At 35.1% G+C, this 25,300-nt stretch carries 28 protein-coding genes; 4 read left to right on the top strand and 24 right to left on the bottom strand.

Annotated elements, in window-relative coordinates; genetic code table 11:
* The 24 genes from RT228_RS09910 to pdxA all read right to left on the bottom strand — a co-directional run bounded on the left by RT228_RS09910 (position 1) and on the right by pdxA (position 22,928).
* Positions 1 to 1,386, bottom strand: a complete 1,386-nt coding sequence (locus RT228_RS09910; protein WP_025125774.1) for an anthranilate synthase component I family protein — start codon at positions 1,384 to 1,386, stop codon at positions 1 to 3.
* 269 nt (positions 1,387 to 1,655) lie between these two features.
* The gene (locus RT228_RS09905; RefSeq protein WP_131540480.1) at positions 1,656 to 2,621 is read right to left on the bottom strand and encodes a carbohydrate kinase; all 966 of its coding nucleotides are present in this window, start codon (positions 2,619 to 2,621) and stop codon (positions 1,656 to 1,658) included.
* Between the two features lie 436 nt (positions 2,622 to 3,057).
* Entirely contained in the window at positions 3,058 to 3,843 is a 786-nt protein-coding gene (locus RT228_RS09900) for a lipopolysaccharide kinase InaA family protein (protein ID WP_313138639.1), read from the bottom strand.
* Between the two features lie 493 nt (positions 3,844 to 4,336).
* Positions 4,337 to 5,710: an NADH-quinone oxidoreductase subunit N gene (locus tag RT228_RS09895; protein WP_006266141.1), complete on the bottom strand. Its 1,374-nt coding sequence runs from the start codon at positions 5,708 to 5,710 to the stop codon at positions 4,337 to 4,339.
* A 54-nt stretch (positions 5,711 to 5,764) separates the two neighbouring features.
* Positions 5,765 to 7,198, bottom strand: a complete 1,434-nt coding sequence (locus RT228_RS09890) for a NuoM family protein (RefSeq protein WP_131540481.1) — start codon at positions 7,196 to 7,198, stop codon at positions 5,765 to 5,767.
* Positions 7,199 to 7,207: 9 nt separating this feature from the next.
* Positions 7,208 to 9,100, bottom strand: a complete 1,893-nt coding sequence (gene nuoL, locus RT228_RS09885; RefSeq protein ID WP_016650020.1) for an NADH-quinone oxidoreductase subunit L — start codon at positions 9,098 to 9,100, stop codon at positions 7,208 to 7,210.
* 6 nt (positions 9,101 to 9,106) lie between these two features.
* Entirely contained in the window at positions 9,107 to 9,427 is a 321-nt protein-coding gene (nuoK, locus tag RT228_RS09880; RefSeq protein WP_006257701.1) for an NADH-quinone oxidoreductase subunit NuoK, read from the bottom strand.
* A gap of 2 nt (positions 9,428 to 9,429) precedes the next feature.
* Positions 9,430 to 9,945 (bottom strand): NADH-quinone oxidoreductase subunit J, encoded by a 516-nt coding sequence (locus RT228_RS09875; protein ID WP_006257700.1) that lies wholly within the window; start codon positions 9,943 to 9,945, stop codon positions 9,430 to 9,432.
* Positions 9,946 to 9,947: 2 nt separating this feature from the next.
* The gene (locus RT228_RS09870) at positions 9,948 to 10,493 is read right to left on the bottom strand and encodes a NuoI/complex I 23 kDa subunit family protein (RefSeq protein WP_006257699.1); all 546 of its coding nucleotides are present in this window, start codon (positions 10,491 to 10,493) and stop codon (positions 9,948 to 9,950) included.
* Between the two features lie 2 nt (positions 10,494 to 10,495).
* The gene (nuoH, locus tag RT228_RS09865; RefSeq protein ID WP_006262589.1) at positions 10,496 to 11,530 is read right to left on the bottom strand and encodes an NADH-quinone oxidoreductase subunit NuoH; all 1,035 of its coding nucleotides are present in this window, start codon (positions 11,528 to 11,530) and stop codon (positions 10,496 to 10,498) included.
* A gap of 12 nt (positions 11,531 to 11,542) precedes the next feature.
* The gene (locus RT228_RS09860) at positions 11,543 to 12,568 is read right to left on the bottom strand and encodes a 2Fe-2S iron-sulfur cluster-binding protein (RefSeq protein ID WP_006257696.1); all 1,026 of its coding nucleotides are present in this window, start codon (positions 12,566 to 12,568) and stop codon (positions 11,543 to 11,545) included.
* A gap of 41 nt (positions 12,569 to 12,609) precedes the next feature.
* Positions 12,610 to 13,968 carry an NADH-quinone oxidoreductase subunit NuoF gene (gene nuoF, locus RT228_RS09855; protein ID WP_006257695.1) on the bottom strand — a complete coding sequence of 453 codons (1,359 nt, stop codon included), beginning with the start codon at positions 13,966 to 13,968 and terminating at the stop codon, positions 12,610 to 12,612.
* A 4-nt stretch (positions 13,969 to 13,972) separates the two neighbouring features.
* Positions 13,973 to 14,503 (bottom strand): complex I 24 kDa subunit family protein, encoded by a 531-nt coding sequence (gene nuoE / locus RT228_RS09850; RefSeq protein WP_006257694.1) that lies wholly within the window; start codon positions 14,501 to 14,503, stop codon positions 13,973 to 13,975.
* Positions 14,504 to 14,507: 4 nt separating this feature from the next.
* Entirely contained in the window at positions 14,508 to 15,743 is a 1,236-nt protein-coding gene (locus RT228_RS09845) for an NADH-quinone oxidoreductase subunit D (protein ID WP_006257693.1), read from the bottom strand.
* A 19-nt stretch (positions 15,744 to 15,762) separates the two neighbouring features.
* The gene (locus tag RT228_RS09840) at positions 15,763 to 16,284 is read right to left on the bottom strand and encodes an NADH-quinone oxidoreductase subunit C (protein WP_006262590.1); all 522 of its coding nucleotides are present in this window, start codon (positions 16,282 to 16,284) and stop codon (positions 15,763 to 15,765) included.
* A 1-nt stretch (position 16,285) separates the two neighbouring features.
* Positions 16,286 to 16,837, bottom strand: coding sequence for an NADH-quinone oxidoreductase subunit B (locus RT228_RS09835; RefSeq protein ID WP_006257691.1), 552 nt, complete (start codon positions 16,835 to 16,837; stop codon positions 16,286 to 16,288).
* Between the two features lie 14 nt (positions 16,838 to 16,851).
* Complete coding sequence (locus RT228_RS09830) at positions 16,852 to 17,217, bottom strand: NADH-quinone oxidoreductase subunit A (RefSeq protein WP_006257690.1); 366 nt, start codon at positions 17,215 to 17,217, stop codon at positions 16,852 to 16,854.
* Positions 17,218 to 17,426: 209 nt separating this feature from the next.
* The gene (locus RT228_RS09825; protein ID WP_006257689.1) at positions 17,427 to 17,627 is read right to left on the bottom strand and encodes a cold-shock protein; all 201 of its coding nucleotides are present in this window, start codon (positions 17,625 to 17,627) and stop codon (positions 17,427 to 17,429) included.
* A 254-nt stretch (positions 17,628 to 17,881) separates the two neighbouring features.
* A complete protein-coding gene (accC, locus tag RT228_RS09820; RefSeq protein ID WP_006257687.1) occupies positions 17,882 to 19,231 on the bottom strand; it encodes an acetyl-CoA carboxylase biotin carboxylase subunit in 1,350 nt (449 codons plus the stop codon).
* A gap of 72 nt (positions 19,232 to 19,303) precedes the next feature.
* Positions 19,304 to 19,792 carry an acetyl-CoA carboxylase biotin carboxyl carrier protein gene (gene accB / locus RT228_RS09815; RefSeq protein WP_006257686.1) on the bottom strand — a complete coding sequence of 163 codons (489 nt, stop codon included), beginning with the start codon at positions 19,790 to 19,792 and terminating at the stop codon, positions 19,304 to 19,306.
* Positions 19,793 to 19,816: 24 nt separating this feature from the next.
* Positions 19,817 to 20,815 carry a beta-ketoacyl-ACP synthase III gene (locus RT228_RS09810; protein ID WP_313138638.1) on the bottom strand — a complete coding sequence of 333 codons (999 nt, stop codon included), beginning with the start codon at positions 20,813 to 20,815 and terminating at the stop codon, positions 19,817 to 19,819.
* Between the two features lie 161 nt (positions 20,816 to 20,976).
* Positions 20,977 to 21,174, bottom strand: a complete 198-nt coding sequence (rpmF, locus tag RT228_RS09805) for a 50S ribosomal protein L32 (RefSeq protein ID WP_006257684.1) — start codon at positions 21,172 to 21,174, stop codon at positions 20,977 to 20,979.
* 9 nt (positions 21,175 to 21,183) lie between these two features.
* The gene (locus tag RT228_RS09800; protein ID WP_313138637.1) at positions 21,184 to 21,807 is read right to left on the bottom strand and encodes a DUF177 domain-containing protein; all 624 of its coding nucleotides are present in this window, start codon (positions 21,805 to 21,807) and stop codon (positions 21,184 to 21,186) included.
* A 50-nt stretch (positions 21,808 to 21,857) separates the two neighbouring features.
* Entirely contained in the window at positions 21,858 to 22,928 is a 1,071-nt protein-coding gene (gene pdxA, locus RT228_RS09795; RefSeq protein WP_313138636.1) for a 4-hydroxythreonine-4-phosphate dehydrogenase PdxA, read from the bottom strand.
* A 57-nt stretch (positions 22,929 to 22,985) separates the two neighbouring features.
* Here pdxA and RT228_RS09790 point away from each other — a divergent pair, with 57 nt between their 5' ends.
* The 4 genes from RT228_RS09790 (at position 22,986) to RT228_RS09775 (ending at position 25,267) form a co-directional block, all read left to right on the top strand.
* Positions 22,986 to 23,579 (top strand): riboflavin synthase, encoded by a 594-nt coding sequence (locus RT228_RS09790; protein WP_313138635.1) that lies wholly within the window; start codon positions 22,986 to 22,988, stop codon positions 23,577 to 23,579.
* 68 nt (positions 23,580 to 23,647) lie between these two features.
* Positions 23,648 to 24,229 carry an RNA polymerase sigma factor gene (locus RT228_RS09785; RefSeq protein WP_006257678.1) on the top strand — a complete coding sequence of 194 codons (582 nt, stop codon included), beginning with the start codon at positions 23,648 to 23,650 and terminating at the stop codon, positions 24,227 to 24,229.
* Positions 24,230 to 24,231: 2 nt separating this feature from the next.
* Complete coding sequence (locus RT228_RS09780) at positions 24,232 to 24,459, top strand: hypothetical protein (protein WP_006257677.1); 228 nt, start codon at positions 24,232 to 24,234, stop codon at positions 24,457 to 24,459.
* On the top strand, positions 24,443 to 25,267 hold the full coding sequence (locus RT228_RS09775; protein WP_006260495.1) for a mechanosensitive ion channel family protein: 825 nt from the start codon (positions 24,443 to 24,445) through the stop codon (positions 25,265 to 25,267). Before RT228_RS09780 ends, RT228_RS09775 begins: the two co-directional genes overlap by 17 nt.
* The last annotated feature ends 33 nt before the right edge of the window (positions 25,268 to 25,300 follow it).

Raw genomic sequence — 25,300 nt, 5'->3', positions numbered from 1 at the left:
TTATATGTTTTGGGCTTCACGGATAGCTAGAGTGATAGCACTTAGTTTGTTTTCTATTTCTTTTAATTCTGATAAGTCATCTGACTTGGTCACAATACCACATCCTGCCTGATAGTGTAACTCATTCTGATAACTCAGAGCTGATCGGATAAAGATGGCATGGTTAATTTCTCCATCTAAGGTGATAAAGCCTATCGTACCTCCATAGAACCCTCGACTCTCTGGTTCGTATTGATCTATTAGTTCCATGGCTCTGTGCTTAGGCGCTCCTGATAGTGTCCCTGCAGGGAAGGTGTTGGCGAATACATTAAGGCTATCTTTTTGCATATCTATAGTAGCACTGACTTTAGACACTAGATGGATGACATGAGAGTATTGTTCTACCGTTTTATACTCTTCTACTGTGACCTCTGTTCCTGTGATACTTAGGTCATTTCTAGCCAAGTCTACTAGCATAATGTGTTCTGCATTCTCTTTAGGGTCATTAAGTAACTGCTGTGTTAGTATCTCGTTCTGAGCCTTGTCTTCTGTTTTTCTAAAGGTGCCTGCTATTGGATTGACATACGCTTTATTCTCCTTAACGACTACCTGTGCTTCAGGAGATGAACCGAATATCTTAAATGCTCCATAATCAAAGTAGAATAGGTAAGGAGAAGGATTTATAGAACGAAGTGCTCTATATACATTAAACTCATCTCCGGTAAACTGTTGCTTATACTTACGTGAGAGTACCAGCTGGAATACATCTCCTCTATAGCAGTGTTCTTTTCCTTTTTTTATAATCTCTAGAAACTCCTCGTCTGTATAAGGAGTCTTCGGAGCATCTACCGTTTTGAAAGGGTAGGGAGTAATGCTATTGGTGTTTAGATAGGCATGTATCTTAGTTAATTGGCTTTCTTCTCCTGTAAGTGTGTATTCTACTAAGTGCATTTCATTCTTATAGTGATCATATACTATGATGTACTTAAAGAAGTGGTACTGCATTAATGGAAGGCTGTTATCACTTGGTTTAAACTGTATATCGTGTACTAGTGGGATGCTGTCATAGCTCGTATATCCATAGATACCTGCCTTTAAGTAATCATATTGATTGGCATTTTCTACCTTGATCTCTTTGATAAATAATTGTAACTGATCTAATACATTGATATCTGCTGTAGGATATGTCGTGGTGTTCTCTAAGGTCTGTATTGTAGTCGTATCTGCAGTAACGATATAAGACATCATCGGCTCAAAGCAGATGTAAGAACAACTGTTCTCTCTAGAGTGGTTACTAGAGTTCTCTAATAAGAAGCTATTAGAGAATTTATCTCTTAGTTTGAGGTATATTTCGATAGGAGTGTATAGGTCTCCAAGTATCTTTTTGTGATTGATGTGAAGTTTCATTTCTTGTAATTATTTGATTTTAAAGCAAAAAAAAGCCTGCTAGGGGGTCCTAGCAGGCTTTATCTATATAATATGTGTATATAATTCTATCTATAACTAATCACAACTTAAATACATAGTACGACCAACCGAACCCTGATAGGATTTAGCTAGCCACCACCAATTAGTATTTAAAAATTGTGTATTCATTTTCGTCTTTTGTTATAGGTGCTAAATTATACTTTTTTTTAATATCAAAGTGTTTTTTTTTCAAAAAAGCTGTTTTTCTCTTATTTTTCAGGTGTTTTCAGCTCTTCTAAGATGTTTTTACTCGTAATTAATTCATCTTTGAATATTGTTTCATAATAAAAAATGTCAAAATCTTCTCTTTCATACTCCGGATTAGCTCCTGTATGAGAAGTGACAAAGGCACCTAGTGATGCTGCTGTTTTAATAATCTGAATAGGATCATGCCCGTTCAACTTAGCTGCTAAGAAACCTGCAAGGTAAGAGTCTCCACTACCTACGGTATCTCTAATCACGATATCAACTGCAGGATAGCTATAGAGCATTTCTTTGTTTAAATACAGTCCTCCTTTATCCCCTTTAGAAATGATAATCTCATCACAATCAAAGTGTTTTTGAACAAACTTGATAGCGTCTTCTTCTGTTGTATAGGGTTCTTCTAGATACTCAAGAATCTCTTTTAGTTCGAACTTATTCATCTTTAGTAGATCTGCTTTATGCATGAGTTCTACTACGAACTCTAATTCATAATGAGGAGGTCTAAGATTGACATCATAGACTTTATACTTCGCTACATCTAGCAGTTTATGTAATGTTTCTCTAGTATGAGGAGTTCTACTCGCTAAAGTACCGAATACAAAGGCATCTGACTGCGCTACTAGATCACTATCTTCTTGCTTAAAGTCGATAAAGTCCCAAGCGCTATTCTTTAAAAATTCGTAACTAGCTTCATTGTGATCATCGAATGTAGCGAATACTGTACCTGTCTTTTTGGTAGTATCTGTCTGTATGTAGGAAGTGCATGCACCTACTTCTTTTAGTCTATAAATAATTTTTTGACCAGCGTCATCTGTACCTAATTTGGTAATAATGTGTGAGTCTATTCCCATCTTATGTAGGTGATAAGCTACATTTAAGGGCGCTCCGCCGATCTTCTTATACGTTGGGAAGATGTCCCATAGTATTTCACCAAAACAAACTACTATAGGAGAATGTGTATTATCTGACATAAAGGATAGTTCTTATATATAATTAGACTTTACTAAGTTACAAAAATCTTTGTTGAAGATAAATAACGTTAGTTATATTCTATTTGGTATATGCGTATTGATAAGGTTTTTTAGTTTAAGTAAGAAATGTTGGTTTTAGAAGTTTTAAGTGATGAGGTGGTAGGTAGTAGATGCTTCGGGTAGAGATAGGGTGTGCTTTTGAAAAATGATCTTTAACCCGTGTAGATACTGGTTGTTTCCGAATGGCTTCCGAAGGATTTGGGATGTGTTTATTTTAATAATCTGATAAGTAGTTGTTTAAGTGTTTTTAGATGGTGCAATCTTAGGCAAAAAGAGCAAAGGAGATCAATAAGGGCATAAGGAGGTATTATGAGCCAAATAACTGCAGAAGGGATATAAAAAAACACCTCTAGATGATACTGAGGTGTTTTAAACGCTATTGATAATACATTTTTTTTACTTTATTCTTTATGGATTTCTTTTTATAAAACCTGTACTGAAACTTGATAGTCTCTAACCAAAGTTTTATAAACACATCACGTGAGCTCTTACCAATAAGCTCAGCATAATGGGTAGCCATCTTCTCGATATCTTGAATGTTTGTAGTCAAGTGTGACAAGTTTTTCATTCGATGTGAGAAACTCATCTCTTGGTCAAACTTCATTCTGTTGATATCTACTAGATAAAATTCATGCGAACCATCTTCTCTTACCTTGATTAGAGTATTACCTGGTGAGTGGTCTAAGAAATTAATACCATTCTCATGTAATTTAAAAGAGAATTCAACGAATTCCTCAAGAACTCTCTCCCTGTTAGGACAATCTTGGTTTTGTGCTAGATCCCTATAAGTGATATCTGTATCAATAGATTCTGATATGTAGTATGAGTTTCTTAATGCGCCTTTAGAGACGTATTCAAAATAAGCGATCGAATGTGGAGCATTGATCCCTAAGTTGTTTAATCTTTCGGCGTTTTCAAAAGATCTCAGACCTTTAGATTTACGTATATTTCTGTATACATATCTATTGATGAGATTTGGCTTTTTAAAGGACTTGATAGCAACCTTCTGACCAGTAGATAGCTCTACAAGCTTGATACTATTTCTAGTCCCTTTAGCAATATAAGTATCTATTTCGTCATAGGCTTCAATGATTTCCGTTAGTTCCTTTTTAAGGTTTTGATATTGAGTGTGTATTATCGCATTTACTTTCAACTTCTTCATATAAAAAGTAATTACAATTAAGCACTAAAGATAAAGAATGCTTAGGAAACGAAATTATTAAACTAAAGGAGTTAAATTGTTGTATTTCAGTGTGTTGATTTGTATTTATGTTTGTTTTATGAAGGATTTAGCATTTGTTTTTTTTGTGCTTTTTAACTATTTTAATGCTTATAATGAGATATTGCTAGTGATAAGTTTTATTAAGTCTAGATAATTGTCACAAGTGCTGATTTAGAATAAAATAAACGTGATAAAATGCGAGTTTTTTTAGTTTTTTGAAGTTATACGGAATTAGATAGAAATGTCTTAAAAAGATATGCTTTTTAAAATTAAATGTCTTTTAAATGAAAATTAAACAAAATAATGATCACTTATATTTTAGAGGTTTTCGGTTGTATCACACTGATTGTGATGTGGGTTATAAAAAAAGGTGGCGTTTTATTAATAAAACGCCACCTTTAGGGTAATCTATCGAGTTGTTATTTATTTTGTTCTAATTGAATAGGTTTAAAAGTATCGATGGACATAGACCGATAACGATGTTAATAACGATGGCTGTAACCCCAACGATCTTATAAGTTAACGGTACTTGGATGTGCTCTGTATCTTCTTCTGTAGAAGCGTACATACCAATGATTACTTTTAGATAGTAATAGATACTGATAAATGAGTTAATCACCCCGAAGATAACTAATGCTATAAATCCATTACTTATCGCCTGTGAGAATAAGAAGAACTTACCAAAGAATCCTGCAAAAATAGGTATACCTCCCATAGATAATAACGCTACAGAAAGGATAATAGCAAGAAGAGGATTCTTCTTCGCTAACCCATTGAAGTTAGATATTTGTTCGTTTTCTTTATTCTTTGTCACGATGATTAATACTGTGAATGCTGCTATACCTGCTACAGCATACGCTGATGCATAGTAGAATAGGTTAGCTGATGCTGTACCTAATGCTGTAAGTGCCATCATCATAAATCCAGCATGTGATATACCAGAGTATGCTAATAGACGCTTCATATTATCTTGACGGATAGCCATGATATTACCTACCGTCATCGTTAGAATAGCGATTACTACGATTACGTTGATATATTGACTTGGCATATCTACTAATAAGTACATGCTTAGTCTGTATAGCGTAGCTACAGCAGCTACTTTAACTAATGTACTCATCAATGCTGTCGTAAGACTTGGTGCTCCTTGGTACACGTCTGGTGCCCAGAAGTGGAATGGAACAGCTGCTATCTTAAATAACATACCTATGATAATCATCGTAGTTCCTAGTGCATACCATATCGGTAATGATCCTGCTAGTGCTACTTCTTTTATTTTAACTACGTCAAAAGACCCTGTAGCTCCATAGATTAAAGCAATACCGAATAATACTACTCCTGAAGCGAATGATCCTAAAAGGAAATACTTCATCGCAGCTTCGTTACTCTTAATGTTCTTGCGATCTGTACCACATAAGATGTATAATGTGATAGAAAGGATCTCAAGTCCTAGGAAGAACATAGCCATATTACCAAAGCTTACCATACATATCGCTCCCATTAAAAGGAAAAGTTTTAATGAGATATAGTCTGATATCTTTGAGAATTCTGTTTTATAAAAATCTTTACTTAATGCTACTAAGAAAATAGTTAAGGCTATAAATAAAGATGAAAATGCGGTAGAAAATTTAGTGCTCACAAACATATTGTTATAATATGCTTGCACCACATCAATATTGCATACAGTATATCCCAAGATACCTAGTAATCCTAAAAGTGTCGCAGGAATGACTACTTTGCGCAAATTGATGATTTCTAGTACAAGTACTAAAACCGCTAATACTCCAATTGCTATTAATGTATTCATTTGTTTTATTTTGGAATTAAATTCATCAGTTAAGTACTGACTCCTTACTATTTATTACTTAATATAAGACATTATTTCAACCAAACTAGGTGTGATCAAGTCAGATAATGGCTGTGGGAATATTCCGAAGAATATAACAGCTACTGCTAATACGCCTAAGATCACTACTTCTTTAGTATTTACATCAGCGAATACTTTAGTATTAGTTTCTCCTAACATCGACTTTTGGAACATTCTAAGCATATAGAATGCACCTAAGATAATAGAGGTACCACCGATGATAGCATACCATATATTCACTTGTGATAATCCTAAAAGCAGGTTGAATTCTCCGATGAAACTGAATGTTCCTGGTAATCCTATTGAAGCAAACATTAAGATCATGAATAATGAAGCGAATTTAGGAGCTTGTTGTCTAATACCTCCCATTTCACCAATCATTCTAGTCAGGTAACGTTTGTAAATAATCTCTGCTACGTAGAATAAACCTACGATAACGAATCCGTGTGCTATCATTTGTAAAACAGCTCCTCTTAATCCGTCTAATGTCAATGAATATGCTCCTGCTGCAATAAGACCTACGTGTGCTAATGAAGAATATGCAAAGAATCTTTTGATATTCGATTGTTTTAATGCTACGATAGATCCATATACAACACCGATGATACACAGTACTAAGATAGTAGGCATTACCTCTTTCGCTGCTATAGGAGAGATCGGTAATTGCCAACGGATGATAGAGTATAACCCCATCTTAAGCATGATACCAGCTAATAACATTGTTCCTACAGTAGGCGCTTTCTCATAAGTAGAAGCCTGCCATGTGTGGAATGGGAATACAGGAATCTTAATCGCATAAGCAATGAAGAATGCTAAGAAGATCCAGTACTGTTCTGTAGCTGATAGTTTAGCATTATACAGGTCGATTAGCATAAAGCTACCAGCACGTTGGTATAGATAGATAAATCCAACTAACATGAATAATGAACCTGCAAATGTGTAAATAAAGAACTTAAAGATTGCTTTCTTACGTGCTTCGAAACTGTCATTACCCCATAATAAAGCAATGAAGTAAATAGGTAGTAATGATAACTCCCAGAAGATGTAATACAAGAATCCATCAGATGCTAAGAATGTTCCTGTCATAGCGAATGACATAAACATTACTAATGCATAGAATGCATTAGATTTCTCTATGTGATCTCCTAATGATGATAATATAATCACAGGAGTTAATGCTGTCGTTAATAAAACTAAAGCTAATCCTAAACCATCTGCTTTAAAGGCTAAATGAATATTAGGGTTAGTCATCCATTGCGTTACATATCCTGTGTCAACCCCAGAATTATGTGAACAGATTAGAACTAAAGTTTCTACAAAAGCAACTAGTCCGAATAACAAGGCTACTTTAGCAGCTGATTGTTTACCTACTAAGTAGGTCGCTATAGCTCCGACTAATAACGTTAATAATAATATAGTTACGTTCATCTCTCTAAGTTATCTTGCAATGAATAAATAATATAAAATCAAACAGATTCCGAATACAAAAGCAAATAAGTACAATCCGATATTACCGTTTTGAGCTTTTTTACCTTGTAGAGATAATCCGTCTGCTATCTTTCCTAAACCAAATATAGTTCCTGATAAAGCTACTTCTACTACATCTCTTAAGAATGTAGCTAGTGTGTAGATAGGGTTTACAATTACTTTTTGATAGATTTCATCAATGTAGTATTTGTTGTAAAGTACTTTATGGAAACCAACGATTTGTTCGTCTTCTTGAGGTACTTCATTTTTACTAATGTACTTAGAGTAAGCAAGACCTAGTCCGATTAAGAAACCAATAGTAGCAACCCCCATTAAAACATATTCTAAGGTACCTAGTTCATGACTGTGTTTAGTCACTGTATTTACGATAACAGGTTTAAGATATTCGTTTAACCAAGAGTTTCCATTACCAGGTAAGCTGATAAGTCCACCAACAATAGAAAGTACAGCTAATACTACTAATGGTGTAGTCATAGCAGCAGGGCTTTCGTGTAAGTGGTTCTTTTGTTCTTGAGTTCCTCTAAAGTTCTTTTTGAATGTCAAGAAGAATAGACGGAACATATAGAAAGCTGTCATAATAGACGCTAATGAACCAATAATGTATAATACAGTATTGTGTTTAAACGCTGTTAATAAGATCTCATCTTTAGAGAAGAAACCTGAGAAGAATGGGAATCCTGAGATAGCCAATGTAGCGATTAAGAACGTTAAGTAAGTCACTTTCATGAATGGTTGTAGACCACCCATTTTACGCATATCTTGTTCTCCGCCCATAGCGTGTATAACTGATCCTGATCCAAGGAATAAACAAGCTTTAAAGAAAGCGTGTGTGATTACGTGGAATACAGCAATCTCATAAGCTCCAAAACCAATAGCCATAAACATTAATCCTAACTGAGATACTGTAGAGTAAGCAAGTACTTTTTTGATATCGTTTTGTACAAGACCAATAGTTGCTGCGAATAAAGCAGTAAATGCTCCAACGATAGCGATTATGTTTTGAATATGAGGTACAAGATCAAATACAAAGTTTAATCTAGTGATTAAGAATATACCTGCAGTTACCATCGTAGCAGCGTGGATTAATGCTGATACAGGAGTTGGTCCTGCCATCGCATCTGGTAACCAAGTGTACAAAGGTATCTGTGCACTCTTACCAACTGCTCCAATGAAAAGAGCTAAAGCAGCATATCCAATCCAAGTATTTACTTGGTGGTTAGTTCCGCTTAGAATAGCTTCTTTAATTGTCATATAATCTAACGACTGGAATAAGAATGCTAAAATGAATACCCCTACTAGGAAACCTAAATCTCCTATACGGTTCATGATAAATGCTTTCTTAGCTGCGTCGTTATATGATTGGTTCTTATGCCAGAATCCGATAAGTAAGTATGAACAAAGTCCTACACCTTCCCAACCAATAAATGTGATTAGTAAGTTGCTACCTGTAACTAATAAAATCATGAAGAAGATAAATAAGTTAAGGTAAGCAAAGAACTTTCCATAGTTCTCATCACCTTTCATATAGCTAGTAGAGTACCAGTGTATCAGTGTACCAATACCTGTAACAAATAATAACCATAACAATGAAAGTTGATCTAATAAGAATCCGAAAGAGATATCAAATCTCGTTGTTGACATCCAATTAAATAAGTCAACTTGTATTGGTTCACCTGTACCGTTTACTTGTACAAATGCTATTACTGTAATAATGAATGAAATTAAAACTGCAAGGGTAGCAATCATTCCAGCACTATTACCTAATTTCTTTCCGAAGAAAATATTAACTAGTGACCCTAATAAAGGAGCCAGTAATAAAAGTAAAATTACGTTCGTATCCATGCGGAATTATCCTTTTAAGTTTTTTAATTTATCAATATCAATTGATCCAATATTTCTGTATATCGTTACTAATATCGCTAGTCCTACCGCAACCTCTGCTGCTGCTACCGCCATAGTAAAGAATACGAATACCTGTCCTTGTGCATCTTGATGATATGTAGAAAACGCTACTAATAGCATATTAGCAGAGTTCAACATAATCTCGATACACATAAACATTACAATTGCGTTACGTCTATATAGAATACCAAATACTCCGATGCAGAATAATATGATCGATAAGTAAATGTATCTGTCTATACCAATTATTTCAATTACATTCTCCATAATTATGCTTCTTTATCGGTTTTGTCCTTTTTAGAGATTAGTACTGCACCTATCATAGATAATAATAATAGAACAGCTACCATTTCGAAAGGCATTACGTATTCATTTAATAATACTTTACCTAGTACTTGTACTGATTGGAAGTCTTGTCCATGAGTTGCGTATTGCAATTCATAAGTTTGAGCTCCACGCATAGTAATAGAAAGCAATAATAAACCTACTAAACAGAAAGCTATTGTAGCAACAACTTTAGTGATAAAAGGTTTAGAGACTTCATGGCTTATATTTAAGTTCATTAACATGATTGTAAATAGCATTAAAATCATGATAGCACCAGAGTAAACCATAATATGTACCATTCCTAAGAACTGAGAGTTTAATAGAATGTAGTGACCAGCTATTGAAAAGAAACTAACCACTAACCACAGAGCACTATGGATAGGGTTTTTGCTCAATAGGGTAAGTACTGCACTTCCGAGTGTTATAGTCGAAAGAATATAAAATAATATTTCTACCATGATTAAGCTTGATTCTGTTGTTTAGTATTTTCAATTGCTACATCTAGTGGCATAACTAATTTGTCTTTTCCAAAGATGAAGTTCTCACGAGTAACATCTGCTTTAGCAATTTGTTTAGATGTAGTCAAGTAAATTGCTTGTTTAGGACAAGCCTCTTCACATAAACCACAAAATATACAACGAAGCATATTAATCTCGTATATCTCAGCGTATTTCTCCTCGCGATAAAGATGTGCTTCTTCAGGTTTGCGTTCTGCCGCTTTCATTGAGATCGCTTCTGCAGGACATGATAATGCACATAAACCACAAGCTGTACAACGCTCTCTACCTTCGTCATCACGCATTAGCATATGTCTTCCGCGATATACATCACTGAAAGGTCGTTGTTGTTCTGGATAAGCGATAGTCACTTTTTTCTTAAACATGTGTTTTAAGGTAACCATCATTCCTTTGAAGATAGCTACTAAGTAGATCTTCTCTGTCCAAGTCAGCTTCTTATTAGAAACTTCCTTTTTTCTTCCTGATAATGAATAAGTATTTGTCGACATGCTTAACTTTTTACTAGTAAGATTACAATAGCTGTAATCACTAAATTCAACAATGCTAATGGAATTAATGATTTCCATCCTAAGTTCATCAATTGGTCATAACGGAAACGTGGTAAAGTCCAACGTACCCACATATAAACAAATATGAAGAAACATATTTTAACGAATAGAGCGAAAATACCTATTACGTTTGCAATATTCACTCCCCAGTTTTCTACAGCCCATGACATACCTGGATAGTTATACGCTCCGAAGTATAGTACAGAGATGATAGCTGATGAGATAAATAAGTTTGCATATTCAGCGAAAAGGAAGAATCCCATCTTCATAGAAGAATATTCTGTGTGGAATCCTCCAATTAGTTCTTGCTCACATTCTGCTAAGTCAAAAGGTGCACGATTAGTTTCAGCAAATGAACAAATCAAGAATATTAAAAAACCAACTGGTTGGTAGAATACGTTCCAGTTCATTCCTTGTTGTTGTAATGCTATTTCTCGCATGCTTAATGACTGAGTCATTAATAGTAATGATATTAGTGAAAGTCCCATTGCGATTTCATACGAAATCATTTGAGAAGCAGCACGAATACCACTCATTAAAGAGTATTTATTATTTGATGCCCAAGCTCCAATCATGATACCGTATACTCCTACAGAAAGTACTGCGATGATATATAGTAAGCCAACATTTAAGTCAGCAGCTTGTAATATAATATCTCTTCCAAATAAATGAAACTTATCTCCCCAAGGAATAACAGCACTAGTCATTAATGCTAATGTCATCGCCAGGAAAGGTCCAAACTTAAATAAGAACTTATTTGGTGTATTTGGTTGTGTCTCTTCTTTAGCGAATAGTTTTAAACCATCTGCTAGTGGTTGTAATAAACCTCCTTTACCAGCACGGTTAGGACCTAGACGGTCTTGTATCCAGGCAGCAATTTTACGTTCTGCTAACGTGGCATACATCGCCATAAGCATCGTAACTGCAAACACAACTACAATGATAACTGCCTTATCTATAATAATAGTTTTATCCATACTTATGCCGATTTATTCTTTAGATTCATTATCTGTAAAAGGAATTTCCTTCATACTAATTTTAACGCGGTCTTGATCACGTCCTTCTAAGATATGTTTTTCTGTTTTCATTACTACTTTATCTAATTTCTTAGTGTAGTTGTTTTGATTGATAACAGAGAATTTCTCAAACTTACGTGGTCCTTCAATAACCCAGTCTTTTGTGTCTTTGTGGTCAAAACGACAACTGTTACAGATAAACTCTTCTACTTCGTGGAATTCATCTTTACGAGCTGTTACTCTTTGGATTTCTTCTCCGAACATCCATACTGTTACTTTACCAGAACATGTAGGACAATCTCTATGTGCGTTATAAGGTTTGTTAAACCAAACACGTGATTTAAAGCGGAATGTTTTATCTGTTAATGCTCCTACAGGGCATACATCTATCATATTTCCAGAGAACTCATTATCAATTGCAGCTGATATATATGTTGATATTTGTGCGTGATCACCACGTCCACATACACCGTGTACTCGTGCATCTGTTAGTTGTTCTGCTGTCTTAACACATCTATAGCAAAGGATACAACGATTCATGTGAAGTTGAATATTGTCTCCGATATTTTCAGGAGCGAATGTTCTTTTTTCTTCTTTGAAGCGTTTCTGACCTTTACCATGGTCGAAAGCTAGGTTTTGTAAATCACATTCACCTGCTTGGTCACATACAGGACAGTCAAGAGGGTGGTTGATTAATAAGAATTCAGTAACTGCTTTACGTGCTTCTAGTACTCTTGGAGAAGAAATACTTTTTACCTCCATACCGTCCATAACTCCTGTTTTACAAGAAGCCATTAACTTAGGCATAGGACGTGGATCTGCTTCACTACCTTTAGATACTTCCACTAAACATGCTCTACATTTTCCTCCTGTACCTTCTAGTTTTGAATAATAGCACATTGCAGGAGGTACTGATTCGCCTCCTATCATTCTTGCTGCTTGTAGAATGGATGTCCCTGGTTCTACTTCTATTTCATGTCCGTCTATAGTAACTTTCATAAACTGTGCTTTGTTTAAGCTGAATATTTAGTCAGCGTATATTATTTATTGATCAAGTGTTTTACTGTTGAGAAAGGCTCATTCACATAGTGATTTCTATCTTTAACTTTCTCTGGATATAAAACGTGATATTCAAACTCTTCTCTAAAATGTCTTATGGCTGCAGCTACTGGCCATGCAGCAGCATCTCCTAAAGGACAAATAGTGTTTCCTTCAATATTGCTCTGGATGCTCCATAATAAATCGATGTCATCCATAGTTCCGTTACCTGTCTCTATACGGTGCAATACTTTTTCAAGCCACCCTGTACCTTCACGACATGGAGAACATTGTCCACAACTTTCATGAGCATAGAACCGAGCGAAGTTCCAAGTGTTTCTAACGATACAAGCTGTATCATTATAAACGATGAATCCTCCAGAACCCAACATAGATCCTGTTTCGAATCCTCCATCAGATAACGATTCATACGTCATTAGACGATCTTCACCATTAGCTGTTTTATAGATTAAATGCGCTGGTAAGATTGGTACTGAAGATCCCCCAGGAACTAATGCCTTGATAGGACGATCATCTATCATACCACCACAGTATTCTTCTGAGTTAATAAATTCATGAACAGTGATACCCATTTCGATTTCGTATACTCCAGGTTTTTTGATGTGTCCTGAAGCAGAAATAAGTTTTGTACCAGCTGATCTCCCTAATCCTAATTTAGAATACGCTTCTCCAGAGTTGTTTACAATCCATGGAACGTTAGCGATAGACTCTACGTTATTTACCACTGTAGGATTACCCCATAGTCCACTTACAGCAGGGAATGGTGGTTTGATACGAGGATTACCTCTTTTACCTTCTAGTGATTCGATAAGAGCAGTTTCTTCTCCACAGATATAGGCTCCTGCACCACAGTGTACGTGTAGATCTAATGAATAGTCTGACCCTAAGATATTTTTACCAAGCCATCCAGCAGCATAAGCTTCTTTTATAGCTCTTTCTAGTATTTTAAAAACCCACATATATTCTCCACGAATATAGATGTAAGATAGGTTAGCCCCTAAAGCGAAACTTGATGTAATCATTCCTTCTATTAACAAGTGAGGAATATGTTCCATTAAGTAACGGTCTTTAAAAGTACCTGGTTCAGATTCATCCGCATTACAAACTAAGTGTCTTGGTTTGCCTGACTTTTTATCGATGAAACTCCATTTTAATCCTACTGGGAATCCAGCACCTCCACGACCTCTTAAACCAGAAGCTTTTACTTCTTCCGTGATTTCATCAGGAGTCATAGATTTTATAGCTTTCTCTACAGAAGCATAACCACCATTTTGACGGTATACTTCATAAGACTTAATCCCTGGGATATTGATTTTATCTAATAATATTTTTGTTGCCATATTACTATTTGTCGTGAAGAATTACTTTACCAGCTTTACAATCTTCTATGATTTGATCTATTTTTTCTTTTGTCAAGTGTTCTTTATAGAAATCTCCTAATTGCATCATTGGAGCATATCCACAAGCACCTAAACATTGAACACCTGCTATAGAGAACATTCCATCAGGAGTTGTTTCTCCTGGTTTTATGCCTAGCTTTTCACAAGCGTATTCCATCATATCATCAGCACCTCTAATTCCACAACAAGATGTTAAGCAGAATTCGAACATATACTTACCTACCGGTTTTTGGTTGTACATTGTATAGAATGTAACTACCTCGTATACTTCGATAGGAGTTATGTTTAGCATTTCAGCGACTTTGTCCATTAGTTCTGCACTTAACCAGTTGTCATGAGCATCTTGTACCTCATGTAAGACTGGTAATAGCGCTGATTTTCTTTTATCAGCAGGGTAGTGGCTAATCAACTCATCAATGCGTTGTTGCAACTCTGGTGTGATATTTATGTTTTGTTTGTATTTTTTAACTTCCATAATCTTAAGCGTCTAATTCTCCTGCGATAATATTTAAACTTGACAGTGTAATAATTGCATCTGATAACATACCTCCTCTTACGATGTCATTATATGCTTGATAGATGATAAAACAAGGTCTTCTAAAGTGTAAACGATAAGGAGTTCTACTACCATCAGTGATTAAGTAGAAACCTAATTCTCCATTACCACCTTCTACAGGATTGTATAGTTCTGTAACTGGTACAGGTACTTCTCCCATGATTATTTTAAAGTGGTAGATAAGTGCTTCCATATTAGTATAAACATCTTCTTTTGGAGGAAGGTAATAATCTGGTACATCTGCATGGTATGGACCTTCAGGCATTTTGTCTAATGCTTGTCTGATGATTTTTAAACTTTCCCATACTTCAGCATTACGAACGCAGAATCTGTCGTAACAGTCACCACTTGTACCAACTGGAATATCAAAGTCAAAGTCTTCGTAAGAGCAATATGGTGAAGCAATACGTACGTCATAGTCAACTCCTGCCGCTCTTAAGTTAGGACCTGTGAATCCGAAGTTAATAGCTTCTTCAGCAGAGATTCCACCTACACCTATTGTTCTGTCCATAAAGATTCTGTTACGCGTAAGTAACCCTTCAAATTCAGACCAGATTGCAGGGAATTCTCTTAAGAATTCTTCGATTAGTTGGAATACCTTTGGAGACCACTCTCTCTCAAATCCTCCGATTCTTCCCATATTAGTAGTTAAACGTGCACCACTAATTTCTTCGAATATTTCGTATATTTTTTCTCTGTACTGGAATACATATAAGAACCCTGTAAGAGCTCCTGTATCTACACCCATTACTGAGCTACAGATAATGTGGTCAGCTATACGAGCCAATTCCATTACGATAACTCTTAAATATTGAACTCTTTTAGGGATTTCAATACCTAATGCTTTTTCTACAGTTAACCACCAAGCAGTATTGTTGATTGGTGAAGAACAATAGTTTAAACGATCTGTTAATACGTTGATTTGATAAAAAGGTCTGTTCTCAGCTATTTTCTCAAATGCTCTATGTATATATCCTACTGTTCCTTCTCCATCTAGTACTTTCTCTCCATCTAGTAAGATGATATTCTGAAAGATACCATGTGTAGCAGGGTGTGTAGGTCCTAAGTTTAATATCTGTAATTCTGTCCCGTCTTCTTGAAATTTCTCTTCAATAAGTTTAGCATATCGTTGCTCAGGAGGTAATAATAAATCTGACATAGTCTCGTTCCTTTAAGTATTAAGAATTATGAACCGTTCTACCAAAGAATCTATCATCTTTGTCTGTTCTACCTGCATCTTCCATTGGGAACTCTTTTCTTAATGGGAAAGATTCCATCTGGTCCATATTTAATATTCTCTTCAATTGAGGATGATTCTTAAAGATAATTCCATAAAAATCATACGTTTCTCTTTCTTGCCAGTTTGCACTTTTAAACAAATCTGTAGCAGACTCTACAACTGGGTTTTTGATATCTAAGAAGGTTTTAAAACGAACTCTAATATTATCTGTCCAGTTGTGCATGTGGTATACCACCGCTAATTGACGTTCCGAAGGTAAGTCAGCATAATGAACTCCACAAACATCTGTAAGGAAGTTAAAGTTCATCTCACTATCTTCTTTTAAAAACTTAAGAACATCATGTGAAGCATTAGTTGCAACTTCAAAAGACAACATTCCATGTTGTTCATGAAATTCACTAACTGACATACCAAATGTTTCAATTAGCCTTTTTTGTAATGTAGTATTATCTAATGCCATACTATTTGTTTATGTTGTAAGAATTTAATAATTCATCATATTCTTTCGTACCTCTGCGATTAACAGATTCAGATTTTACAATTTCTTGTAGTCTTAGTACACCATCTAGAATTTGTTCTGGTCTAGGAGGGCACCCTGGTACATAAACGTCTACTGGGATTACTTTATCTATTCCCTGTAGTACAGAGTAAGTATCAAAAATCCCGCCAGAACAAGCACAAGCTCCAACAGCAATAACCCATTTTGGTTCAGCCATCTGTTCATATACTTGTCTTAAGATTGGAGCCATTTTTTTAGAAATAGTTCCCATAACCATTAGCATATCTGCTTGTCTAGGAGAGAAACTCATACGCTCAGAACCAAAACGAGCTACGTCATACGTAGCTGCCATTGTTGCCATGAATTCAATTCCACAACAAGAAGTTGCGAAAGGTAGAGGCCACATTGAATTAGCACGTGCTAATCCAACTACTGAACTTAATTTAGTAGCAAAGAATCCTTCTCCTACATATCCTTCCGGAGCTTCTACTGTATTATATTTTTTATCGCTCATCTCTATCTATTTTATTAATCCCACTCTAGTCCTTTTTTCTTGAATTCATATAGTAATCCGATTATGATTAGGAATAAGAAAATTCCCATTTTCATTAAACCGTCCCAACCGAACTCTTGGAAGTTAACTGCCCAAGGGTATAAGAAGATTACCTCTACATCAAATAATACGAATAGTATTGCTACAAGGAAGTATTTTACATTGAATGGGATACGTGCACTACCTAGTGACTCTAATCCACATTCCCATGTACTGTCTTTAATTTTAGAAGATTTTTTGGGACCTAATTTACTAGAAACCCAAATTGTCATGGATACAAACCCAGCAGCTAGTGCTATTTGCATTAAGATTGGGATGAAATCAAGTTGACTTGCCTGCATATCTAAAGTATTTATATTAATACAACATACAAATATACATTCGAGTTCTCGTTTTACAAAGCTTTGGTACTCTAGGTGTTGCCTAGTTTGACTCTAATGCCTTAATATGTATTTAGATTAATTATAAATAGAAGGCAAGGTAATAAAAAAAGCTATCCATTTTTGAAATGAATAGCTTCTTCGTAATTGAAAATTTATATTGTAAAAAATTAATTTCCTATCACTTCTACATCTACAGCGATTAAACCTTTTTTACCTTTTTCTTCAGTATAAGAAACGCGGTCACCTTGGTTAATGCTTTTAGTTTTTAAACCTGTGATGTGAACAAAAATGTCTTGTTTAGTAGCTTCATTTGTGATAAAGCCAAATCCTTTGTCTTCATTGAAGAACTTAATTACGCCTGTATGCATTGTATTGAAATAAATAAAATTATGTTCAAATATAATGTTTGTTTCGAACTAAGTTTAGTTTTTTTTGATTTTTTTTAAAAAATTAATGTTTATTTAATTGATGAGGAGATTTTTATTTTTAATTCTATAATAGATTTCGAATAGTTTGTGTTACTTCCAGCGCAATTTGCTTTTTGTGGTAGTAGGGGAGAGTGCTATTAAAAACAAAAAGGGCTATTCGATTAAGAATAGCCCTTTGAGATATCTGATATAGATTAATCCTCTAAAGGTTTCATTGTGAAACTTTCCATAAATGCGGTTGTATAGTTACCAGCGATATAGTTTGGATCATCCATTAATTGTCTATGGAATGGAATAGTCGTTTTGATTCCTTCGATTACGAATTCGTCTAATGCTCTTCTCATCTTGTTAATTGCCTCTTCTCTTGTTTGAGCAGTTGTAATTAACTTAGCGATCATAGAGTCATAGTTCGGAGGAATAGAGTATCCAGAGTACACGTGAGTGTCTAGACGTACACCGTGTCCACCAGGTGTGTGAAGAGTTGTAATCTTCCCTGGAGATGGGCGGAAGTCATTGAATGGATCCTCTGCATTGATACGACATTCTATTGAGTGCATTTTAGGCAAGTAGTTTTTACCTGAAATTGGTGTGCCTGCTGCAACTAAAATTTGCTCTCTGATTAAGTCATAATCGATTACTTGTTCAGTGATAGGGTGTTCTACTTGGATACGAGTATTCATTTCCATGAAGTAGAAGTTTCTGTCTCTGTCTACTAAGAATTCGATAGTACCAGCACCTTCATATTTAATGAATTCCGCAGCTTTTACAGCAGCTTCACCCATTTTGTGTCTCAATTCATCTGTCATGAATGGAGAAGGTGTTTCTTCTGTTAGTTTTTGGTGACGTCTTTGGATAGAACAGTCACGCTCAGAAAGGTGACATGCTTTACCATAAGAGTCTCCTACTACTTGGATCTCGATGTGACGTGGGTCAAGGATTAGTTTCTCCATGTACATACCATCGTTACCGAAAGCTGCAGAAGCTTCTTGACGAGCACTTTCCCATGCTCTGTCTAGCTCTTCTTCTTTGAAGATTTCACGCATACCTTTACCACCACCACCAGCAGTAGCTTTCATCATTACTGGGTAACCGATAGCTTTAGCTGTTTTTTTGGCGTGTTCTAATGATTCTAATAATCCGTCAGAACCAGGTACAGTAGGTACTCCAGCTAATTTCATTGTTTCCTTAGCTGTAGCTTTATCTCCCATTTTTTCAATCATCTCTGGTCCAGCACCGATGAACTTCACACCGTGCTCTTGACAGATTTTAGAAAATTTAGCGTTTTCTGATAAGAAACCGTAACCAGGGTGTATAGCATCTGCGTTTGTAATTTCAGCAGCAGCTATTATGTTTGAAATCTTTAAATACGATAAGTTACTTGGAGCAGGTCCAATACAAACAGCTTCATCCGCAAAACGAACGTGTAAACTATCTGCATCCGCAGTAGAGTAAACTGCTACAGTTTTAATGCCCATTTCTTTACATGTTCTGATAACACGTAAGGCAATTTCACCTCTATTAGCGATTAATATTTTTTTAAACATCTCTTGAAACTTTAATTTAACTTTAGTGAGTTTACTTCGTTAGAAAGTAAAAATTGGTGTGTTATAAATTTCTTAAGATGGATCAACTAAGAATAATGGTTGATCAAATTCTACTGGAGAAGCATCGTCAACTAATACTTTAACGATTTTACCAGAAATTTCAGATTCGATTTCGTTGAATAATTTCATTGCTTCAATTACACATACTACATCTCCTGCTTTAATAGTTTTTCCTACTTCAGCAAATGGTTCTTTGTCTGGAGCTGGTTTTCTATAGAATGTTCCAATGATTGGAGATTTTACAGTGATGTATTTAGAATCTTCGTTAGCTGCAGTTTCAGTTGCAGCAGCAGCTGGTGCAGCTGGAGTTGCAGCTTGTTGAGCAACAGGAGTTTGAGATAAAGCAGAAGCTACTGGTACTTGTTGGATGTAAGTAGTTTCAGTATTACCTGTTTCAGTTGTTTTAATGGTGATTTTAAAATCATCCATTTCTAATTTTACTTCTGTAGCTCCTGATTTTGCTACAAATTTAATTAAGTTTTGAATCTCTTTAATGTCCATACCTAATGTATTGGTTAGTTGTTTTTATTTCGCTGTGTACGCCCACTTTAAGTACATTGCACCCCACGTGAAACCACCTCCAAAAGTAGCAAAAATAATATTATCACCCTTTTTAAGTTGTTTTTCATAATCGCAAAGTAGTAATGGTAAAGTGGCAGACGTTGTATTTCCGTATCTTTCGATATTCATTAATACCTTTGAGTCATCTAAGCCCATTCTGTGAGCTGTAGCATCAATGATTCGTTTGTTCGCTTGGTGTGCAGCTAACCAAGTCACATCTTCATGAGAAAGATTGTTTCGTTGCATAACTTTTTCACTCACATCAGCCATGTTTGATACAGCATATTTAAATACTGTTTTTCCATCTTGGAATACATAGTGTTGTTTGTTTGCAACAGTTTCTGCACTTGCAGGTAAGATAGATCCACCTGCTTCGATTTTTAAGAACTCACGGCCAACAGCGTCGCTTCTTAAGTATTCATCCTGTACTCCATAGCCTTCTGTGTTAGGCTCGAATAATACTGCTCCAGCAGCATCTCCGAAGATAATACAAGTTGCACGATCTGTATAATCGATGATTGAAGACATCTTATCTGATCCAATCAACAATACTTTTTTATATCTACCTGATTCGATATATGCAGAAGCTACTGACATACCATATAAAAAGCTAGAACAAGCTGCTTGTAAATCAAATGAAAATGCATTCGTTGCTCCAATTTTTGTCGCAACATAAACTCCTGTAGAAGCTACAGGCATATCAGGTGTCGCTGTCGATAGGATTATACAATCGATATCTTTAGGGTCTGTGCCTGATTTGCTTAATAAATCTTCTGCGGCTTTGATAGCCATATAAGAAGCTCCTTCACCAGGTTCTTTAAGAATTCTTCTTTCTTTAATTCCTGTACGGCTAGTTATCCATTCGTCGTTTGTATCTACCATCGTCTCTAAGTCCGTATTGGTTAACTTAGTTTCTGGTAGGTAGCATCCGATCGCTGTAATGGCTGCGTGTATTTTTGTCATATGGTGTTGCTTTACTTTATAAAAACATTCCAAAAAGAAGCGAAAATTACAAAAAAAAAACGAATTAACGGTTCTTTGGAGGCGTAAAGTACGTTTTTTGGGCTATATACCAAAAAAAAACTCTCACACATTGTGAGAGTTAATTTGTACTTTGTCTAAAGTTATGCCTCTACTTCAGCTGTTTTGTCGATTACAACTTGCCCTCTGTAGTACATTTTTCCTTCATGCCAGTAAGCTCTGTGATATAAGTGAGCTTCTCCTGTTACAGGACATGTAGCGATTGTTGGAGCTACAGCTTTGTAATGAGTTCTTCTCTTATCTCTTCTTGTTTTCGAGGTTTTTCTCTTAGGATGTGCCATTTTACTATATTATTTATCCGTTAATAGTTTCTTTAATTCTGCCCATCTAGGGTCAATATCTTTATTTGTATTTTCTTCTTCCTCTTCTACATCATCATCTTCTAGGTCGTCTATTAAGTCGAAGATTTCGTCATCTTCATCATCGAATAGACTGTCAAATTCGTCTTCATCTTCTTCATTAACGTAACCTAAGTAATCTAATGCTGCAGAATCTAATGTCCCATCTTTTACTCCAGGATGAACCCTTTTTTGAGGTATAGCTAGAACGATCATTTCATATATATATTGAGCTACATTTATTTGAAGTTCAGTATATGGGATGATTAATATCTCATCGTGATCATCATTAAATGAATCTCCAAATTTAACTACCAAATCAATTTCACTCTCTACTGGCATGTCAAAATCTTGGTTTGTCACATCACAAGGTACATTTGCTATACCTTTTGCAGTGAAGTGTAACTCAAATAGATTAATTTTCTTGTCTAAAAGAACGTTTATGTCAGCATTAATATGATTGAAATCACTGTAGTTGTAGTTTTCGAAAAAACGGTCATCTACCTTAAAATCAAACGAATGCTTTCCGTTTTTTAATCCTGTAAAAGGTATTAAAAAGTCTTTTTCAATATTCATGGAATACATGATTTGAGCGTGCAAAGATAAAAAATTATTATAATTACAAGCTAGTTATCAAATTTTTTTGTGCTAAAATCTTTTTCTTGAGGCTGTAAAGGGTTTGCTGCTGCTTCGATATTTCTACTTCTATTGTTATAAATATCAATAGCTAGATATAGCGCTTCTTTAAAAGAAGTTTCGTCTGCAATGCCTTTTCCAGCTATTTCATAAGCAGTTCCGTGGTCTGGAGATGTTCTAATCTTGTCTAGACCAGCAGTATAGTTCACACCATGACCGAAAGAAAGTGCTTTGAAAGGGGCTAAACCTTGATCGTGGTAGCACGCTATCACTGCATCAAAGTGTTTGTGTGTTCCTGATCCGAAAAAACCATCTGCAGGAAATGGGCCTGAAATTAGAATGCCTTCATCATTAAGTTTTTCTACTGTCGGTTTTATGATTGTTAATTCTTCATTACCTATAACACCGCCGTCACCAGCGTGTGGGTTTAATCCTAAGATAGCAATGCGTGGTTTAAATATATTGAAATCTTGAATTAACGTATTGTTTATCGTTTTTACTTTTTGTTCGATTAATTCAGGAGTGATTGCTTTCGCTACATCTTGTATTGGTAAATGATCTGTTAATAACCCTATTTTTAGATCTTCACTTACTAGTAGCATAAGAGCCTGTCCATCTAACTGTTCATTTAAATAATCAGTGTGTCCAGGGTACTTAAACTCGTCGTCTACGCTATTATATTTATTGATAGGAGCTGTTATAAGTACATCTATCTCTCCATTTTTTAAAGCTTCTGTTGCTGCAACAAATGATTTTATAGCATATTTTCCAACGATAGGGTCGTTTTTACCAAATGAAATATTAACGTTTTCCTTCCATAGGTTTAATACGTTTAATCTATTTGGAACGATTTGACTTAAACTATCTATTCCTTGTATCGCAGTATTATTATCAATCGTTTTTTTTATATATGATAGTGGCTTTGAATTTCCGAATATAACAGGAGTGCAGATTTCTAGCATTCTACTGTCTTCGAAACATTTGAGTATAACTTCACTGCCTATTCCATTTAGGTCCCCGATAGAGATACCTACTTTTATAATTTCTTCTTTGTGGCTCATAGTTTCGTTTAAATTATTCCTACTTTTGAAAGCAAATTTAATAAAATAAATGGAGTTATGTTTACAGGAATAGTTGAAAACATCGGAAATATCAAAAGAATAGAAAAAGAGCAAGAAAACTTACATATCACAGTAGAATCTGCATTTGTTAGTGAGTTACAGATCGATCAGAGCGTTTTACATAACGGTATCTGTTTGACAGTAGTAGCACTGGCAGATGGTGAATATACTGTTACTGCTATTAAAGAAACGATAGATGTGACAAGTATAGGGCAGTGGCAAGTAGGGCAGGAGCTAAATCTAGAAAGAGCTATGCTGATGAATGGTCGCTTAGATGGGCATATCGTACAGGGACACGTAGATCATATCGCTACCTGTGTGAGTATCGAAGAAGTGGGAGGTAGTACATATTTTGGGTTTGAATATAAAAAGACGTCACAGCATGTGACGATAGAGAAAGGGTCTATTACTATAGATGGCACGAGTCTGACTGTTGTAGACTCTGGTATCAATACTTTTAAAGTTGCGATTATTCCATATACTTTAGAGCATACTATTTTTAAACATTATCAAGTCGGAACCGTGGTTAATCTTGAGTTTGATGTTGTTGGGAAGTATGTTGCTAAGTTGGTGCAATTGAGAAGTTTGTAGTAAATATTTAGTATTTTTATGGGACTATTGGTGTAAAAGACTTTACTTTGCACCTGAAAAAAAAGTATATGAAGTTTAATTCGCAAAATAGTAATTTTGCTGCGATGACGGATGAAGAGTTAGTACAATTCATTGTTCATAGTAGCAATACTAACTTATTTGGGATACTTTATGATCGGTACGCACAGAAAGTTTATGCGAAGTGTATTGGTTTTGCTGAGTCTAGGGATGTAGCAGAAGACCTTACACAAGATATTTTTGTGAAGTTGTATTTAAACCTGAAGAACTTTAGAGGTGATTCTAAATTTTCTACGTGGTTGTATTCTTTTGCGTATAATCATTGTGTTAATTATTCCAGGTTAGTTCTTAAGAAGAAGAGAAATGAAGAAACATTGGATGATGAGAATCAATACGCATTATCTGTAGAAGACGAGATTTCGGATGAGGAGATATTCTCATTGAGTGTCGATAGGTTACAAGAGTCATTAGTAAGGTTGGATCCGGAGGACAAGATTGTTTTGTTGATGAAATATCAGGATGACAAGTCTATTAAGGAGATTTCCACCCTGTTGGATTTAGGAGAGAGTGCGGTGAAAATGCGACTCCACAGGGCTAAGAAAAAAATTGTTGAAATTTATAACTCGTTGTAATTATGGATAATCCGTTTAAAAAAATTCTTCAGGACGAAAAATTACCAGATTACTTAAAAGATAGGGTAATAGATAATCTCAACTTTATTAAGTTATCACTAGATGTGTCAGAACTTTATACTGTTAAGGTTCCTCAGGCATTAGGTAGCCTGATAGGAGAAAAAGATGTGAAAAAAGAAAATGAAATAATCAATAAAATTAAAAATAGTAAGGATGATGGAACGTTATAACTTTGAGTATCCTAGTCAAATGATTAACTCTGTAATGAGCTCGTTATTACAAGGATTGATAGGATTTGTTTTTTTAGTAGGCTATATTTTAATTTCTTGGTTAATAATTAAGGTATGTTCTTATGTCTTAAAGAAGCTGTTTAAGGTTATTCGCTTAGAGAAAATACAAAATCTATTAAGCGAAAATGACTTTTTGAATAAGGTGAATATTAAGATCAGTGTGTCTGATATCTTAATATTCTTTGTAAAGGTGTTTTTAATCTTCTTAATGGTAGTAGTAGGAGCTGAGTTATTTGGTCTAGCTATTGTCTCTCGAGAGATTGGAAACCTGATGTTGTATATTCCTAAAGTGTTTGTAGCACTACTGATCTTCGTAGGAGGATTGTATTTTGCTACATGGGTAAAGAAAGCTATTGTGGAAGTGCTAAAGGCTGTTGACTTTAGTGGAGCACGTATGATAGGTAATATATTATTCTATCTAATCTTGGTTTTTGTGTTTATTACTACATTGAATCAGATGGGTATAAACACAGATATTATTACTAATAATATCTCTATTATCGTAGGGGCTATCCTATTGACTGTAGCTTTATCATTAGGATTAGGGGCTAAAGATGTTGTGACTAGATTATTGTTCTCTTTTTACGCTCGTAAGAATCTAGAGTTAGGACAGCTAGTGCGTATCGATGGTCTAGAAGGATATGTGATCTCTATAGATAATATCTACCTATGTCTGTTAGTAGAAGGGAAGAAACACTATCTACCGATAGCTAAAGTATCAGAAAGTCATATCGAGATAATAAAATAGATTATTTATATAGCAGTAGCTATTAGCATATAA

It is taken from the genome of Myroides sp. (assembly GCF_032073645.1).
In the GTDB taxonomy this organism is placed as follows: domain Bacteria; phylum Bacteroidota; class Bacteroidia; order Flavobacteriales; family Flavobacteriaceae; genus Flavobacterium; species Flavobacterium odoratimimum.
This window is presented reverse-complemented; position numbering and strand designations above follow the sequence as displayed.

Excerpts from the sequence above, each read along its gene's own strand:
- RT228_RS09860 (WP_006257696.1), bottom strand. The coding sequence starts at position 12,568 with ATGAAAGTTACTATAGACGGACATGAAATAGAAGTAGAACCAGGGACA.
- RT228_RS09890 (WP_131540481.1), bottom strand. The coding sequence starts at position 7,198 with ATGAACGTAACTATATTATTATTAACGTTATTAGTCGGAGCTATAGCG.
- RT228_RS09830 (WP_006257690.1), bottom strand. The coding sequence starts at position 17,217 with ATGCAGGCAAGTCAACTTGATTTCATCCCAATCTTAATGCAAATAGCA.
- RT228_RS09845 (WP_006257693.1), bottom strand. The coding sequence starts at position 15,743 with ATGTCAGATTTATTATTACCTCCTGAGCAACGATATGCTAAACTTATT.
- RT228_RS09785 (WP_006257678.1), top strand. The coding sequence starts at position 23,648 with ATGAAGTTTAATTCGCAAAATAGTAATTTTGCTGCGATGACGGATGAA.
- RT228_RS09835 (WP_006257691.1), bottom strand. The coding sequence starts at position 16,837 with ATGAGCGATAAAAAATATAATACAGTAGAAGCTCCGGAAGGATATGTA.
- nuoE (WP_006257694.1), bottom strand. The coding sequence starts at position 14,503 with ATGGAAGTTAAAAAATACAAACAAAACATAAATATCACACCAGAGTTG.
- RT228_RS09825 (WP_006257689.1), bottom strand. The coding sequence starts at position 17,627 with ATGCATACAGGCGTAATTAAGTTCTTCAATGAAGACAAAGGATTTGGC.
- nuoK (WP_006257701.1), bottom strand. The coding sequence starts at position 9,427 with ATGGAGAATGTAATTGAAATAATTGGTATAGACAGATACATTTACTTA.
- RT228_RS09875 (WP_006257700.1), bottom strand. The coding sequence starts at position 9,945 with ATGGTAGAAATATTATTTTATATTCTTTCGACTATAACACTCGGAAGT.
- RT228_RS09905 (WP_131540480.1), bottom strand. The coding sequence starts at position 2,621 with ATGTCAGATAATACACATTCTCCTATAGTAGTTTGTTTTGGTGAAATA.
- accC (WP_006257687.1), bottom strand. The coding sequence starts at position 19,231 with ATGTTTAAAAAAATATTAATCGCTAATAGAGGTGAAATTGCCTTACGT.
- RT228_RS09775 (WP_006260495.1), top strand. The coding sequence starts at position 24,443 with ATGATGGAACGTTATAACTTTGAGTATCCTAGTCAAATGATTAACTCT.
- RT228_RS09910 (WP_025125774.1), bottom strand. The coding sequence starts at position 1,386 with ATGAAACTTCACATCAATCACAAAAAGATACTTGGAGACCTATACACT.
- RT228_RS09900 (WP_313138639.1), bottom strand. The coding sequence starts at position 3,843 with ATGAAGAAGTTGAAAGTAAATGCGATAATACACACTCAATATCAAAAC.
- RT228_RS09810 (WP_313138638.1), bottom strand. The coding sequence starts at position 20,815 with ATGACAAAAATACACGCAGCCATTACAGCGATCGGATGCTACCTACCA.
- RT228_RS09895 (WP_006266141.1), bottom strand. The coding sequence starts at position 5,710 with ATGAATACATTAATAGCAATTGGAGTATTAGCGGTTTTAGTACTTGTA.
- pdxA (WP_313138636.1), bottom strand. The coding sequence starts at position 22,928 with ATGAGCCACAAAGAAGAAATTATAAAAGTAGGTATCTCTATCGGGGAC.
- nuoL (WP_016650020.1), bottom strand. The coding sequence starts at position 9,100 with ATGGATACGAACGTAATTTTACTTTTATTACTGGCTCCTTTATTAGGG.
- rpmF (WP_006257684.1), bottom strand. The coding sequence starts at position 21,174 with ATGGCACATCCTAAGAGAAAAACCTCGAAAACAAGAAGAGATAAGAGA.
- nuoH (WP_006262589.1), bottom strand. The coding sequence starts at position 11,530 with ATGGATAAAACTATTATTATAGATAAGGCAGTTATCATTGTAGTTGTG.
- RT228_RS09790 (WP_313138635.1), top strand. The coding sequence starts at position 22,986 with ATGTTTACAGGAATAGTTGAAAACATCGGAAATATCAAAAGAATAGAA.
- RT228_RS09870 (WP_006257699.1), bottom strand. The coding sequence starts at position 10,493 with ATGTCGACAAATACTTATTCATTATCAGGAAGAAAAAAGGAAGTTTCT.
- accB (WP_006257686.1), bottom strand. The coding sequence starts at position 19,792 with ATGGACATTAAAGAGATTCAAAACTTAATTAAATTTGTAGCAAAATCA.
- RT228_RS09840 (WP_006262590.1), bottom strand. The coding sequence starts at position 16,284 with ATGGCATTAGATAATACTACATTACAAAAAAGGCTAATTGAAACATTT.
- RT228_RS09780 (WP_006257677.1), top strand. The coding sequence starts at position 24,232 with ATGGATAATCCGTTTAAAAAAATTCTTCAGGACGAAAAATTACCAGAT.
- RT228_RS09800 (WP_313138637.1), bottom strand. The coding sequence starts at position 21,807 with ATGAATATTGAAAAAGACTTTTTAATACCTTTTACAGGATTAAAAAAC.
- nuoF (WP_006257695.1), bottom strand. The coding sequence starts at position 13,968 with ATGGCAACAAAAATATTATTAGATAAAATCAATATCCCAGGGATTAAG.